This window comes from Idiomarina solivarensis (assembly GCF_033052755.1).
In the GTDB taxonomy this organism is placed as follows: Bacteria; Pseudomonadota; Gammaproteobacteria; order Enterobacterales; family Alteromonadaceae; genus Idiomarina.
The window spans coordinates 1-15,498 of record NZ_JAVFHZ010000012.1 but is presented as its reverse complement, the minus strand read 5'-3'; the positions used below and the strand labels follow the sequence as shown (position 1 = coordinate 15,498).

The following is a 15,498-nucleotide window of genomic DNA, read 5'->3' as shown; positions in this document are numbered from 1 at the left end:
GGGGCGTAGTTCCAATTGGTAGAACAGCGGTCTCCAAAACCGACGGTTGGGGGTTCGAATCCCTCCGCCCCTGCCAGATTTTATTGATTCAAAGCGAAGACCGGTCGCAACTAGGATTAAAGAATGAGCGCAAATAACGAGACGCAAAGCAGTTCGTTGAACAGTTTGAAATGGATAATCGCAATCGCCCTTTTAGTTGTTGCTATTGGCGGTAATCACTATTACACAGAAGAAGTGTCGGTTTTATACCGTGCAATCGCTGTGGTTGTTTTAGTGGCCTTAGCAGGTTTCTTTGCCAGCAGAACAATCAAGGGCAAGACTTTCCTGGCGTTTGCCAAAGAAAGCCGCACTGAAGTTCGCAAGGTGGTTTGGCCATCTCGTCAGGAAGCGACTCAGACAACGCTTATCGTTGTCATTGCGACCGTTATTGTCGCACTTATCCTTTGGGGTCTTGATGGCATCCTGGTGCGCGTCGTTGGCTTCTTAACCGGACTGGAGATTTAACCATGAGCGATCAGAAACGTTGGTACGTAGTACAGGCTTTTTCCGGTTATGAGGCACGTGTTGCCGAGTCTCTGAAAGAACATATCAAAATGCATGGCATGGAAGATAAGTTTGGTGAAATCCTGGTACCAAAAGAAGAAGTTGTTGAAATGCGCGGCGGAGTTCGTCGCAAAAGCGAGCGCAAATTCTTCCCGGGTTATGTTCTGGTCGAAATGGACATGGATGAAGACGCATGGCACTTAATTAAAAGCGTGCCTCGTGTACTAGGTTTTATTGGTGGTAGCAGCGACAGACCTACACCAATATCGAAGAAAGAAGCGGATGCTATCTTAGATCGCTTACAAGACTCTGCCGATAAGCCTAAGCCTAAAACCTTGTTTGAACCGGGTGAAGTGGTTCGTGTTAATGACGGACCTTTTGCTGACTTTAATGGTACAGTCGAAGAAGTCGATTATGAGAAGAGCCGTGTTACGGTTTCGGTTTCTATCTTCGGTCGTGCAACCCCGGTTGAACTGGAATTTGGTCAGATAGAAAAAGCCTGATCAAAAAAGCAGCAACACAATGATTGATCTATGGCGCGAAGTCACTTATAATTCGCGTCCTTTTTTAACGGGAAGCCGTTAGAGTAACTTTCCTCTGAAAAGTTACAAGGCGTTAAACCCACAACAGAGGTAATTATCATGGCGAAGAAAGTATCGGCCATTATCAAATTACAGGTAGCTGCTGGTTCAGCTAACCCGTCACCGCCAGTTGGTCCTGCATTGGGTCAGCACGGTGTGAACATCATGGAATTCTGTAAAGCATTCAACGCGCAAACCGATAGCCTGGAAAAAGGCGCACCGGTTCCTGTTGAAATCACAGTATTCGAAGACCGTTCATTCACATTTATTACTAAAACGCCTCCTGCGTCTTTCTTGTTGAAGAAAGCGGCTGGTATCAAAAGTGGTTCAGGCGAGCCGAACACCAAGAAAGTTGGTACGGTAACTCGCGCGCAATTAGAAGAAATTGCGAAAACAAAAGAACCAGACTTGACTGCTGCCGACATGGACGCAGCTGTACGCACTATCGCCGGTTCTGCCCGCGCGATGGGCTTGAACGTGGAGGGCTAATCAATGGCTAAATTAACAAAACGCGCTCGTATGATCGCAGAGAAAGTTGAAGCCCGCGATTACGATGTGAATGAAGCAATCACTCTGTTAAAAGAGTTAGCAACAGCAAAATTCACTGAAAGTGTTGATGTCGCAGTAAACCTCGGCATTGATGCTCGTAAATCTGACCAAAACGTTCGTGGTGCTACGGTACTGCCAAACGGTACAGGCCGTGATGTTCGTGTTGCTGTATTCACTTCAGGTGACAATGCAGAAAAAGCGAAAGAAGCCGGTGCTGATATCGTTGGTATGGAAGACTTGGCAGCACAAGTTAAGAAAGGTGAAATGAACTTCGACGTCGTCGTAGCATCACCTGACGCAATGCGTGTTGTTGGTCAATTAGGTCAAATCTTAGGTCCACGCGGCCTGATGCCTAACCCGAAAACAGGTACAGTAACGCCTGACGTAGCAACAGCAGTTAAAAATGCTAAAGCAGGTCAGGTTCGCTATCGCAACGACAAAAACGGTATTGTTCACGCAACAATCGGCCGTGTTGACTTCGATAACGACAAATTGAAAGAAAACCTTGAAGCTCTGTTGGCCGCTCTTAAGAAAGCGAAGCCTTCGTCGGCTAAAGGTGTTTACTTAAAGCGCATCAGCCTGTCTACGACAATGGGCGCTGGTGTAAGCATTGACCAGGCAACTGTAGCAGCGGTTTAATTCGCAACAGTTAAACGGACAATGTAATGGTTTATGGGTTGGAGCTGCCGTGGCGTTGCAAAAACGCAACAAAACAAGGCTCCCGTCCAAGACCGTAGGTGTACCGCGAGCATCCCGGAATATTGGGTAGTGGCACTTAATTTCCTACGCAGATGGTGATATCCGACTCAGGCTCTCTGGGTAGAGAATCACCGTGACAACGCGGTGGGTTTTGTCCCACCTAATTGTAACGAGAGACTTCGGTCTCAAATTGAAAACGAGGTGATATCAGTGGCAATTGGTTTAGCCGGAAAGAAAGCCATCGTTAAGGAAGTTAACGACGTTGCTTCAAATGCGCTAGCCGTCACCGTTGCTGAATATCGAGGCATCGAAGTAGCCGATATGACTGCGCTGCGTAAAAAAGCTCGCGAGCAAGGTATTTTCGTTAAAGTTGTACGAAATACACTCGCAAAACGCGCTTTTGAAGGCACTCAGTTTGAAGACATGGGCGATGCACTTAAAGGACCTCTTGTTTATGGGTTTTCGATGGACGCTCCGGGCACATCAGCTCGTTTGTTCAAAGATTTCTCAAAAGAAAACAAGAACTTGCAAGTGACAGCTCTGTCAATCGGTAATGGCATCATGGGTCCGGAAAAATTGGACGCAGTTGCTTCACTTCCGACTCGTGACGAAGCATTGGCTAAATTGCTCGCCACCTTCAAAGAACCGGTTAGCAAATTCGTTAAAACAGTTAACGAAGTACCTAGCAAGTTCGTTAGAACGTTGGCAGCAATTAAAGACGCTAAATAATACGTTGGTTTTTTAACCATTTTTTTGTAATTATAAACCCAGGAGTTTAGAGTAATGGCTCTGACTAAAGACGACATCTTAAACGCGATCGCTGAAATGCCAGTAATGGAACTGGTTGAATTGATCGAAGCAGCTGAAGAAAAATTCGGCGTTGACGCTTCTGCAGCAGTAGCAGTAGCTGCTGGTCCAGCAGCAGGCGCAGGCGAAGCAGCTGAAGAACAAACTGAATTTGACGTAGTACTGAAAGCAGCTGGCGCAAACAAAGTTTCCGCTATCAAAGCTGTTCGCGGCGCAACTGGCCTTGGCTTGAAAGAAGCTAAAGCTATGGTTGAGTCTGCACCAGTAGCAGTTAAAGAAGGTGTAAGCAAAGACGAAGCTGAAGAGCTGAAGAAGCAGCTTGAAGAAGCTGGTGCGGAAGTTGAAGTTAAGTAATTTCACTTTTGTACGACATACGGCCTTTTAGGCCTTGGGCTGGTGGTTAATTAACCACCAGCCTTTTTGCGCTGTATCGCTTGTATCATTTTGCCCGAGGTTGGATACAGTTAAGCGAAAAAATAACAACGGGATCGACAGATAAAAGATTAATCTGTTTTTAACCATCGAACCACTCGTTGGTTAGGGTCATCAATCAGCTAGCTGAGGAACCCCATGGCGTACTCCTACTCTGAAAAAAAACGTATTCGTAAGGATTTCGGTAAACGACCTCAGGTCTTAGAAGTTCCTTATTTGCTGTCTATGCAGCTTGATTCATTTAAGAAATTTATTGAAGTCGATCCAGAAGCTAATAATGGTCTGGAAGCGGCTTTTCGTTCGGTCTTTCCTATTGCCAGTTATTCTGGTAATGCGGAACTGCAGTACGTCAGTTATCACATGGGTGAGCCGGCGTTTGACGTTGAAGAATGTCAAATCCGTGGCATTACCTACTCAGCACCATTGCGTGTGAAACTGCGTCTGGTGCTGTTTGATAAAGAAGCAGCTGCCGGTACAGTTAAAGACATTAAAGAACAAGAAGTGTACATGGGCGAAATTCCGTTAATGACAGAAAACGGAACTTTTGTTATCAATGGCACAGAGCGAGTTATCGTTTCTCAGCTCCACCGTTCACCCGGTGTGTTCTTTGATCACGACAAAGGGAAATCTCACTCGTCAGGTAAAGTCCTGTATAACGCGCGTGTGATTCCTTACCGTGGCTCTTGGTTGGATTTTGAATTTGATCCTAAAGACAACGTTTTCGTCCGTATCGACCGTCGTCGTAAATTACCGGCGTCTATTATTCTTCGTGCACTGGAATACAGCACTGAAGAAATACTCGATATGTTCTTCGACACTACGTACTTCGAGATCCTTAAAACTAAGGTGAAAATGCAGTTAGTGCCTGAACGTCTGCGTGGCGAAACCGCCAAGTTTGACATTAAAGGTGCTGAAGGCGAAGTGCTTGTCGAAAAAGGCCGTCGTATTACCGCACGCCATATCCGCCAGTTAGAGCAACTGGACATTAAAGAAATGGAAGTGCCGGCAGAATACATGGTCGGAAAAGTATTAGCGAAAGACTACGCGAACAAGAAAACAGGCGAAGTGGTTGGACACGCGAATGACGTGTTAACACTGGAACTAATTGCCGAGCTTAGCGAAGCGGGCATCAAGAAAATTGAAACTCTGTTCGTCAACGACCTGGACCACGGTCCTTACATGAGCGAGACCTTGCGCGTTGATTCAAGTAACAACCGCTTAGAAGCTCTGGTTGAAATCTATCGCATGATGCGTCCGGGCGAGCCGCCAACGCGTGAAGCAGCGGAAACCTTGTTTGATAATCTGTTCTTCAGTGAAGAACGCTACGATCTATCAACCGTTGGTCGCATGAAGTTTAACCGTCGACTAGGTCGTGAAGACTTAAGTGGTACTAATACTTTGTCTAAAGAAGACATCGTTGAAGTCATGAAAAAACTCATCGAAATCCGTAACGGTTTAGATGAAGTTGATGATATTGACCACTTGGGTAACCGTCGCATTCGGTCTGTCGGCGAAATGGCAGAGAACCAATTCCGTGTTGGTTTGGTTCGTGTTGAGCGTGCAGTTAAAGAACGTTTGTCGCTGGGTGATTTAGATAACACCATGCCACAAGATCTTATTAACGCTAAACCAATCAGCGCAGCGGTAAAAGAGTTCTTTGGCTCAAGCCAGCTATCGCAATTTATGGACCAGAACAACCCATTGTCAGAAGTGACGCATAAGCGTCGTATCTCTGCTTTAGGTCCAGGTGGTTTGACACGTGAGCGCGCGGGCTTCGAAGTTCGCGACGTACACCCAACGCACTATGGTCGTCTGTGTCCAATCGAAACGCCGGAAGGACCGAACATCGGTCTTATCAACTCGTTGTCAACGTTCTCTCGCACTAACGAATATGGCTTCTTAGAAACGCCATACCGTCGCATTGAGAATGGAGCTGTCACAGATGATGTGAATTATCTGTCCGCCATCGAAGAGGGCAACTATGTTATCGCTCAGGCGAACGTTGCACTGAACGATAAAGGCGAATTGACTGAAGATTTAGTGCCTTGCCGTCACAAAAACGAATTTACGCTGATGAGTAAAGAGCAGGTCCAGTATATGGACGTTGCACCGCAGCAAATCGTTTCTATTGCAGCAAGCATGATTCCGTTCCTTGAACACGATGATGCTAACCGGGCACTGATGGGCTCGAACATGCAACGTCAGGCGGTACCAACACTGCGTGCTGATAAGCCGTTAGTGGGTACGGGTATCGAACGCACTATCGCGGTTGACTCCGGTGTAACCGTAGTTGCTAAGCGTGGTGGTGTTGTCGATTACGTAGACGCCAGCCGTATCGTTGTTAAAGTGAACGAAGAAGAAATGGTCCCGGGTGAAGCGGGCATCGATATTTATAACCTGACCAAATACACGCGTTCTAACCAGAACACTTGTATTAACCAGAAACCAACCGTGAATCCAGGTGAACCTGTAACACGCGGTGATGTTTTAGCTGATGGTCCGTCAACTGACTTAGGTGAATTAGCACTGGGTCAGAACATGCGTGTGGCTTTCATGCCGTGGAATGGTTATAACTTCGAGGATTCGATTCTGATCTCTGAGCGTGTAGCGCAGGAAGATCGGATGACAACCATTCATATTCAAGAATTAAACTGTGTTGCTCGTGATACCAAGTTAGGTGCTGAGGAAATTACCTCTGATATCCCTAACGTTGGTGAGTCTGCATTAGGCAAGCTGGACGAATCTGGTGTTGTTTATGTGGGTGCTGAAGTCAATGGCGGTGATATTCTGGTCGGTAAAGTAACGCCTAAAGGTGAAACGCAATTGACGCCTGAAGAGAAACTCTTGCGAGCTATTTTCGGCGAGAAAGCGTCTGATGTTAAAGACAGCTCTCTGCGTGTTCCAAATGGCGTTAACGGTACTGTTATCGATGTGCAGGTATTCACTCGCGATGGCGTTGAAAAAGATAAGCGCGCGGTAGCGATTGAAGAAATGCAGCTAGCCAAGGTTAAGAAAGACCTGACAGAAGAATTTAAGATTCTTGAAGAGGGTATCTATAACCGTGCACGCAATCTACTGCTAAGCAATGGTTTCGATGAAGCCAAATTAGCGAGTGTGGATCGTGCAAGTTGGTTAACTCAAGACTTAGGTAACGAAGACGCTCAGGCTCAGTTAGAGCAAATTGCTGAGCAGTATCAGCAAATTCGTGATGACTTTGATACTAAGTTTGAGACTAAACGTCGTAAGATCACTCAAGGTGATGATTTAGCACCGGGTGTTCTGAAAATTGTTAAGGTTTACTTAGCAGTACGTCGTAGCATTCAGCCTGGTGATAAACTGGCTGGCCGTCACGGTAACAAAGGTGTTATCTCAACCATCATCCCTGTGGAAGATATGCCACACGATGATGAAGGGAACCCGGTTGATATCGTATTGAACCCGCTGGGTGTACCTTCGCGGATGAACATCGGTCAGGTTCTGGAAACACACTTAGGTATGGCGGCTCGCGGTATCGGTAGCAAGATTGAAAAAATGCTGAAACAGCAACGTGCTATCTCTGAGTTACGCGACTTCTTACAGCAGGTATATGACTTGGGCGAAAGCCGTCAGAAAGTTGATATTAGCGAGTTTTCTGACGACGAAGTGATGCGCCTGGCCGGTAACTTGAAAGCCGGTTTGCCGACTGCTACACCAGTGTTTGATGGTGCAGTGGAAGAAGAAATTAAAGCACTGTTGAAGCTGGCAGACTTACCTGAATCTGGTCAGATTCGGTTATTTGACGGTCGCACAGGTGATAAGTTTGAACGTGACGTAACGGTTGGTTACATGTACATGCTCAAATTGAACCACTTGGTCGATGATAAGATGCACGCTCGTTCAACTGGCTCGTACAGCTTGGTTACACAACAACCGCTGGGCGGTAAAGCTCAGTTCGGTGGTCAGCGCTTCGGTGAGATGGAAGTCTGGGCATTGGAAGCTTATGGTGCGGCTTATACCTTGCAAGAAATGTTAACAGTGAAGTCGGACGACGTGAACGGTCGTACGAAGATGTACAAAAACATTGTCGACAACAACTTGCAGATGGAAGCGGGAATGCCGGAATCCTTCAACGTATTGTTGAAAGAAATCCGCTCGCTGGGCATCAATATCGAGCTAGAACAGAACTAAGACGCTGTTGCTGGAATAAATTGGGGGAGTGCTTGCGCTCCCCGTAGGTTGAACTCCGACAGGAGATAAATCGTGAAAGACTTGCTGAAGCTTTTAAAGCCGACGAATCAGGCAGAAGAGTTTGATGGTATTCGCATCGCTCTTTCGTCTCCAGATATGATCCGTAGTTGGTCATATGGTGAGGTGAAAAAACCTGAAACTATTAATTACCGTACCTTTAAGCCAGAACGCGATGGTTTGTTCTGTGCTCGTATTTTCGGTCCGGTAAAAGACTACGAGTGCTTGTGTGGTAAATACAAGCGCCTGAAGCATCGTGGTGTTATCTGTGAGAAGTGTGGCGTAGAAGTGACACTGACCAAGGTACGTCGCGAACGTATGGGCCACATTGAGTTGGCCAGCCCGGTAGCACATATCTGGTTCCTTAAATCATTACCGTCGCGTATTGGTTTAATGTTAGATATGACATTACGTGATATCGAACGCGTCCTTTACTTCGAATCTTATGTGGTTACTGAAGGTGGTTTAACGTCTCTGGAGCAGGGTCAAATCCTGACCGAAGATGAATATTTGGACGCACTTGAAGAACACGGCGATGAATTTGACGCGAAAATGGGTGCAGAAGCGGTTCTGGACCTGTTGCGCGCTGTTGATATTGACGGTGATGTTCAGAAATTACGCGAAGAGTTACCAGAGACAAACTCAGAAACTAAGCGTAAGAAAATCAGTAAACGACTGAAGCTACTTGAAGCATTCCAGGCATCGAACAACAAGCCAGAGTGGATGATTTTAAAAGTGCTTCCGATCTTGCCACCAGACTTACGTCCTTTGGTGCCGCTTGATGGTGGTCGTTTTGCAACGTCGGATCTTAACGACTTGTACCGCCGTGTTATTAACCGTAATAACCGTCTTAAACGCTTACTGGACCTTGCTGCACCAGATATTATTGTGCGCAACGAAAAACGTATGCTTCAGGAAGCGGTTGATGCGTTGTTAGATAACGGTCGTCGCGGTCGTGCTATTACTGGCTCTAACAAGCGCCCACTGAAATCTTTGGCCGACATGATCAAAGGTAAACAGGGTCGTTTCCGTCAGAACCTGCTAGGTAAGCGTGTTGACTATTCAGGCCGTTCGGTTATTACCGTTGGTCCTAAATTGCGTCTGCACCAGTGTGGTTTACCGAAGAAGATGGCGCTGGAACTGTTCAAGCCATTTATCTACGGAAAATTAGAGCGTCGCGGTTTAGCAACAACCATTAAAGCTGCGAAGAAGATGGTTGAACGCGAGACATCAGAAGTCTGGGACGTACTTGATGAAGTCATCAAAGAACATCCTGTACTGCTTAACCGTGCGCCAACACTTCACCGTTTAGGTATTCAGGCATTTGAGCCGGTACTTATTGAAGGTAAGGCTATTCAGTTACACCCATTGGTCTGTGCGGCATACAACGCCGACTTTGATGGTGACCAAATGGCGGTGCACTTGCCACTGACTTTAGAAGCTCAGTTAGAAGCACGTGCGTTGATGATGTCTACCAATAACGTACTTTCGCCGGCAAGCGGTGATCCGATTATCGTTCCTTCTCAAGACGTTGTACTGGGTCTGTATTACATGACCAAAGAGAAAATCAACGGCAAAGGCGAAGGTATGGTTTTCAAAGATCCGAACGAAGCTGAAAAAGCGTATCGTACGGGTCAGGTCGAGCTACACAGTCGCGTCAGAGTGCGTATCACCGATACCACTATCGATGATGACGGTAACCGTACGACTAAGACCGAGTTGCGCGACACCACATGCGGCCGTGCAATCTTGTCATTGATCATGCCAGAAGGCTTATCTTTTGAATTGATTAACCAGGCGATGGGTAAAAAGCCGATTGGTCGTATGCTGAATAAGGCCTATCGTGACCTTGGCTTGAAGGACACGGTTATTTTTGCTGACCAAATTATGTATACCGGTTTCCATTATGCAATGGTATCGGGTGCGTCGGTTGGTATTAACGACATGGTTATCCCTGAAGCGAAGAAAGAAATTGTTTCTGCGGCGGAAGAAGAAGTTGCTGAAATTCAGGAACAGTTCGAATCAGGCTTGGTAACTGCTGGTGAGAAATACAACAAAGTTATCGATATTTGGTCAACCGCTAACGAGAAAGTCTCGAAAGCGATGATGGATAACTTGTCGACAGAGATTGTGAAGAATAAAGACGGCGAAGACGAAGAACAAGCGTCATTCAACTCTGTCTTTATGATGGCCGACTCTGGCGCTCGTGGTAGCCCCGCGCAGATTCGTCAGCTGGCAGGTATGCGTGGTTTGATGGCTAAGCCAGATGGTTCAATCATCGAAACCCCAATCGTCGCAAACTTCCGCGAAGGTTTGAACGTACTTCAGTACTTCATCTCGACGCACGGTGCTCGTAAAGGTTTGGCCGATACCGCACTGAAGACAGCGAACTCAGGTTACCTGACTCGTCGTCTGGTCGACGTTTCTCAAGACGTTGTGATCATGGAAGAAGACTGTGGCACCTACGAAGGTCTTTACATGAAGCCACTGATCGAAGGTGGTGACGTTGTAGAACCATTGCGTGAGCGTGTACTGGGTCGAGTTCTTTGTGAACCCGTCATGAAGCCAGGCAGCAAAAAAGAACTGCTACCACGTAACACATTGATTGATGAAAAAATGTGTGACGTGTTGGAAGAAAACTCTATCGACGAAGTTAAAGTTCGTTCGGTTATTACCTGTGATACAGACTTTGGTGTTTGTGCTCACTGTTACGGTCGTGACTTGGCTCGCGGTCATATGGTTAACCAGGGTGAAGCGGTTGGTGTTATAGCAGCGCAGTCAATCGGTGAGCCGGGTACACAGTTAACCATGCGTACCTTCCACATTGGTGGTGCGGCATCTCGTGCAACAGCTGAAAACAACATTCAGGTGAAGAATCCGGGTACAATCAAGTTACACAACGCGAAATGGGTTGTTAACAGCGATAAAGCACACGTTATCACTTCACGCTCTACAGAGTTAACTCTGACGGATGAGTATGGTCGTGAACGTGAACGCTATAAGGTACCTTACGGTGCGGTATTGAAGAAAGGTGAAGGCGATTCAGTTGAAGGCGGCGAGACTGTTGCAAACTGGGACCCGCATACGCACCCAATCATTACCGAGGTAGAAGGTCGTATCAAGTTTGTTGATTTGATTGACGGCGTCACCATGACTCGTCAAACCGATGAGTTGACAGGCCTTTCGAGCATTGTCGTACTGGAAACTGGTCAGCGTACAAGCGCTGGTAAAGACATGCGTCCGATGGTGAAACTGGTTGACAGTAAAGGCAAAGACGTCAACATCGCAGGTACGGATATTCCGGCGCAATACTTCTTGCCGGGTAACGCCATCATCAACCTGGAAGATAATTCTGAGGTTAGAATTGGTGATACCTTGGCTCGTATCCCGCAGGAAGGTTCAAAAACTCGTGATATTACCGGTGGTCTGCCACGTGTTGCTGACTTGTTCGAAGCGCGTAAACCGAAAGAGCCGGCTATTCTTGCAGAGAAAACGGGTACAGTATCCTTCGGTAAAGAAACTAAAGGTAAGCGTCGCTTGCTGATTACACCAACTGATGGCGACACTCAGCACGAAGAGATGATTCCAAAATGGCGTCAGCTTAACGTGTTTGAAGGTGAGCAGGTCAGCAAAGGTGAAGTTATTGCCGATGGTCCTGAAGCGCCGCACGATATCTTACGCTTACGTGGTGTTAGCGCTGTTGCTAACTACATCGTTAACGAAGTGCAGGAAGTTTACCGTCTGCAAGGTGTAAAAATTAACGATAAGCACATTGAGACTATCGTTCGCCAAATGTTACGTAAAGCATTGATTTTACGTGCTGGTGATACGAACTTGCTGGAAGGCGAGATGGTTGAAATGGCAGAAGTATTAGCTGCTAATGCGAAAGCGGAAGCGGATGGTAAAGTACCAGCAACATTTGAACGTCAGTTGTTGGGTATTACCAAGGCATCGTTGTCGACTGAATCCTTTATTTCAGCGGCTTCGTTCCAGGAAACAACGCGAGTTCTTACCGAAGCAGCCGTTGGTGGTAAGAAAGACAGCTTACGTGGACTGAAAGAAAACGTGATTGTTGGTCGTCTGATTCCTGCAGGTACAGGTTACTCATATCACAAAGAGCGCATGCAGCGTCGACTGGATGAACTCAATGTTGATATCGAACCAAGTATGACTGCAGAGCAGGCTGAGCAACAACTTGCGGATGCCTTAAATGCTGGAAATAGTTCTGCAGGTGATGATTCTGCAGAATAATTAGCGAACGTTTTTAACGTTCGTGTACAGAAGCCGGTACTGTAAAAGTGCCGGCTTCTTTTGTATAGCCTTGACAGGCGAAAATATGACCATTAGAATTTCCGCTCCCGATTTTCGGGATCCGACTTTCAGTGGTCGGAAAAAAGCGATTTTTCACGCTCTATACACGTGGTAAAAAGCGACATCAACTAAACTAGGAGTAATGAATGGCAACAGTTAACCAGCTGGTGCGTAAAGGCCGTCAAAAGCCCGTTGTGAAAAGCAACGTTCCGGCTCTTGAAGCGTGCCCTCAAAAACGCGGTGTTTGTACCCGTGTTTATACAACTACGCCAAAGAAACCGAACTCAGCAATGCGTAAAGTTTGCCGTGTTCGTTTAACGAACGGTTACGAAGTTTCTTCGTACATCGGTGGCGAAGGTCACAACTTACAAGAACACTCAGTCGTACTAATTCGTGGCGGTCGTGTAAAAGACTTGCCAGGTGTGCGTTATCACACAGTACGCGGAGCACTTGACTGCTCTGGTGTTAATGACCGTAAACAAGGTCGTTCTAAGTACGGCGCGAAACGGCCTAAATCTTAACGGTTCTCCGTTAGTAAGGCCAAACTGTCGTACGTTTTGGGTAAAACCCTGAATTAATCGGAGAATATTGAGATGCCAAGAAGACGCGTCATAGGTCAACGTAAAATCCTTCCAGATCCTAAGTTCGGATCAGAATTGTTGGCCAAATTTATCAATGTCGTCATGGTTGACGGCAAAAAAGCAGTCGCTGAAAAGATTATTTACGGTGCATTGGACATCCTGGCAGAGAAGTCAGGTAAAGATCGCCTGGAAGTCTTTGATACAATATTAGATAACATTCGCCCAATGGTTGAGGTTAAATCTCGCCGTGTTGGTGGTTCTACGTATCAGGTTCCGGTTGAAGTTCGTCCGGTACGCCGTAACGCACTGGCTATGCGCTGGTTAGTTGATGCAGCGCGCACCCGTGGTGAAAAATCAATGTCGCAGCGTCTAGCAGCTGAAATGCTAGATGCATCAGAGAACAAAGGGTCTGCTGTGAAGAAACGTGAAGACGTTCACCGCATGGCTGAAGCAAACAAAGCGTTTGCTCACTATCGCTGGTAATTCACAGTTAACCTAGAAGGAGTTTATTGTGGCTCGTAAAACTTCCATAGAGCGCTATCGTAATATCGGTATTTGTGCTCACGTAGACGCCGGTAAGACAACCACTACTGAACGTGTGTTGTTTTATACTGGTTTGTCTCACAAAATTGGTGAGGTGCACGATGGTGCAGCCACCATGGACTGGATGGAGCAAGAACAAGAGCGTGGTATTACTATCACGTCAGCAGCTACCACCTGTTTCTGGCAGGGTATGGACAAGCAATTCCCTGAGCATCGTGTCAACATCATCGATACTCCCGGACACGTTGACTTCACCATCGAAGTTGAACGTTCATTGCGTGTTCTTGACGGCGCTGTTGTTGTACTTTGTGCATCATCTGGTGTTCAGCCTCAGACTGAAACCGTTTGGCGTCAGGCAAACAAATATGAAGTACCGCGCATGGTATTCGTCAACAAGATGGACCGTGCAGGCGCAGACTTCTTATCTGTTGTTCACCAAATGAAAACGCGTTTGGCAGCTCAGGCTGTTCCAATGCAGTTGCCAGTAGGCGCGGAAGATAATTTCCGTGGCGTTGTGGACTTAGTTAAAATGAAGTTCATTAACTGGAGCGAAGAAGACATGGGTACTTCATTCACTTATGAAGATATCCCTGCTGAAATGGTTGATGACTGTGAAAAATATCACTCTGAATTGGTAGAAGCTGCGGCTGAAGCTAACGAAGAGCTGATGAACAAATACCTGGAAGAAGGTGAGTTAACTGAAGCGGAAATCAAGCAAGGCTTGCGTATTCGTACTTTGGCTAACGACATCTGTTTGGTTGCTTGTGGTTCAGCGTTTAAAAATAAAGGTGTTCAGGCTGTGCTTGACGCAGTTATTGAATACTTGCCATCACCAACTGAAGTTAAACCTATCACGGGTATTTTGGATGACGAATCTGAAGGCGTACGTAAGTCGTCTGACGAAGAGCCATTCTCTGCGCTGGCGTTTAAAATTGCGACGGACCCATTTGTTGGTACGTTGACGTTCGTTCGTGTTTACTCTGGTGTATTGAACCAGGGTGACGGTGTTGTTAACCCAGTTAAGAACAAGAAAGAACGTGTTGGCCGTATGGTGCAGATGCACTCAAACAGCCGTGAAGAGATCAAAGAAGTTCGCGCTGGTGACATCGCGGCACTGATTGGTCTTAAAGATGTTACTACAGGTGACACGCTGTGTGATCCAAGCAACAAAATCACACTTGAGCGTATGGAATTCCCTGAACCGGTTATCTCGGTTGCAGTAGAGCCAAAAACTAAAGCTGATCAAGAAAAAATGGGTATCGCTTTAGGTAAATTGGCGGCAGAAGATCCATCGTTCCGTGTTAAGACTGACGAAGAATCCGGCCAGACAATCATCTCTGGTATGGGTGAGCTTCATCTGGATATCATCGTTGACCGTATGAAGCGTGAGTTTAAGGTTGAATGTAACGTAGGTCAGCCTCAGGTTGCTTACCGTGAAGCGATTCGCGATGCGGTTGAAATCGAAGGTAAATTCGTACGTCAATCAGGTGGTCGTGGTCAGTTCGGTCACGTTTGGCTGAAACTTGAGCCAATGACGATTGAAGAAGACGCTAACGGTGATGACATTACTTACAAATTCGTAAATGAAATTGTTGGTGGTGTAGTACCAAAAGAGTACATCCCTGCAGTAGACAAGGGTATCCAAGAACAGATGCAGCAAGGCGTCTTGGCGGGCTATCCTGTACTGGGTGTTAAAGCGACTCTGTATGATGGTTCATACCACGATGTCGACTCTTCTGAAATGGCATTTAAAATTGCTGGTAGCATGGCCTTCAAAAAAGGTGCTTTAAAAGCTAACCCTGCATTGTTAGAGCCAATGATGAAAGTTGAAGTTATCACTCCTGAAGAATCTATGGGTGATGTCGTTGGTGACTTAAACCGTCGTCGCGGTCTTATTGAAGGTATGGAAGAAGCTCCGGGTGGCTTGAAAGCAGTTAATGCTCAGGTACCACTGTCAGAGATGTTTGGCTATGCAACTGACTTGCGTTCACAAACGCAGGGTCGTGCATCCTACTCTATGGAGTTCCTGAAGTATGCTGAAGCACCAAACAACATTGCTGAAAAAGTAATGGCTGAGCGTAACGCTAAATAAGTAAGGTCTGGTCCGGTTCTTTCGAGGCCGGGCTTTTAACTTAAGTTTGAGGATATATCATGTCTAAAGAAAAATTTGAACGTTCGAAGCCGCACGTAAACGTCGGCACCATCGGTCACGTTGACCACGGTAAAAC

Annotated in this window: 11 protein-coding genes; all 11 read left to right on the top strand. The window is 46.5% G+C overall.

Annotated elements, in window-relative coordinates; genetic code table 11:
* The first annotated feature begins 123 nt into the window (after positions 1–123).
* The 11 genes from secE (at position 124) to fusA (ending at position 15,362) form a co-directional block, all read left to right on the top strand.
* Positions 124–504 carry a preprotein translocase subunit SecE gene (secE, locus tag RBK99_RS13390; RefSeq protein WP_317505101.1) on the top strand — a complete coding sequence of 127 codons (381 nt, stop codon included), beginning with the start codon at positions 124–126 and terminating at the stop codon, positions 502–504.
* A gap of 2 nt (positions 505–506) precedes the next feature.
* On the top strand, positions 507–1,046 hold the full coding sequence (nusG, locus tag RBK99_RS13385; protein ID WP_317505100.1) for a transcription termination/antitermination protein NusG: 540 nt from the start codon (positions 507–509) through the stop codon (positions 1,044–1,046).
* Positions 1,047–1,184: 138 nt separating this feature from the next.
* Positions 1,185–1,613 carry a 50S ribosomal protein L11 gene (gene rplK / locus RBK99_RS13380; protein WP_011233603.1) on the top strand — a complete coding sequence of 143 codons (429 nt, stop codon included), beginning with the start codon at positions 1,185–1,187 and terminating at the stop codon, positions 1,611–1,613.
* A 3-nt stretch (positions 1,614–1,616) separates the two neighbouring features.
* Positions 1,617–2,312, top strand: coding sequence for a 50S ribosomal protein L1 (gene rplA / locus RBK99_RS13375; protein WP_126783191.1), 696 nt, complete (start codon positions 1,617–1,619; stop codon positions 2,310–2,312).
* 270 nt (positions 2,313–2,582) lie between these two features.
* On the top strand, positions 2,583–3,101 hold the full coding sequence (rplJ, locus tag RBK99_RS13370) for a 50S ribosomal protein L10 (RefSeq protein WP_317505099.1): 519 nt from the start codon (positions 2,583–2,585) through the stop codon (positions 3,099–3,101).
* Between the two features lie 54 nt (positions 3,102–3,155).
* On the top strand, positions 3,156–3,533 hold the full coding sequence (gene rplL, locus RBK99_RS13365; protein WP_317505098.1) for a 50S ribosomal protein L7/L12: 378 nt from the start codon (positions 3,156–3,158) through the stop codon (positions 3,531–3,533).
* Positions 3,534–3,749: 216 nt separating this feature from the next.
* The gene (gene rpoB, locus RBK99_RS13360) at positions 3,750–7,778 is read left to right on the top strand and encodes a DNA-directed RNA polymerase subunit beta (protein ID WP_317505097.1); all 4,029 of its coding nucleotides are present in this window, start codon (positions 3,750–3,752) and stop codon (positions 7,776–7,778) included.
* 72 nt (positions 7,779–7,850) lie between these two features.
* The gene (rpoC, locus tag RBK99_RS13355) at positions 7,851–12,086 is read left to right on the top strand and encodes a DNA-directed RNA polymerase subunit beta' (protein ID WP_317505096.1); all 4,236 of its coding nucleotides are present in this window, start codon (positions 7,851–7,853) and stop codon (positions 12,084–12,086) included.
* Positions 12,087–12,292: 206 nt separating this feature from the next.
* On the top strand, positions 12,293–12,667 hold the full coding sequence (gene rpsL, locus RBK99_RS13350; protein ID WP_006956845.1) for a 30S ribosomal protein S12: 375 nt from the start codon (positions 12,293–12,295) through the stop codon (positions 12,665–12,667).
* Positions 12,668–12,739: 72 nt separating this feature from the next.
* The gene (rpsG, locus tag RBK99_RS13345; RefSeq protein WP_011233610.1) at positions 12,740–13,210 is read left to right on the top strand and encodes a 30S ribosomal protein S7; all 471 of its coding nucleotides are present in this window, start codon (positions 12,740–12,742) and stop codon (positions 13,208–13,210) included.
* A 28-nt stretch (positions 13,211–13,238) separates the two neighbouring features.
* Positions 13,239–15,362 (top strand): elongation factor G, encoded by a 2,124-nt coding sequence (gene fusA, locus RBK99_RS13340; protein ID WP_317505095.1) that lies wholly within the window; start codon positions 13,239–13,241, stop codon positions 15,360–15,362.
* The last annotated feature ends 136 nt before the right edge of the window (positions 15,363–15,498 follow it).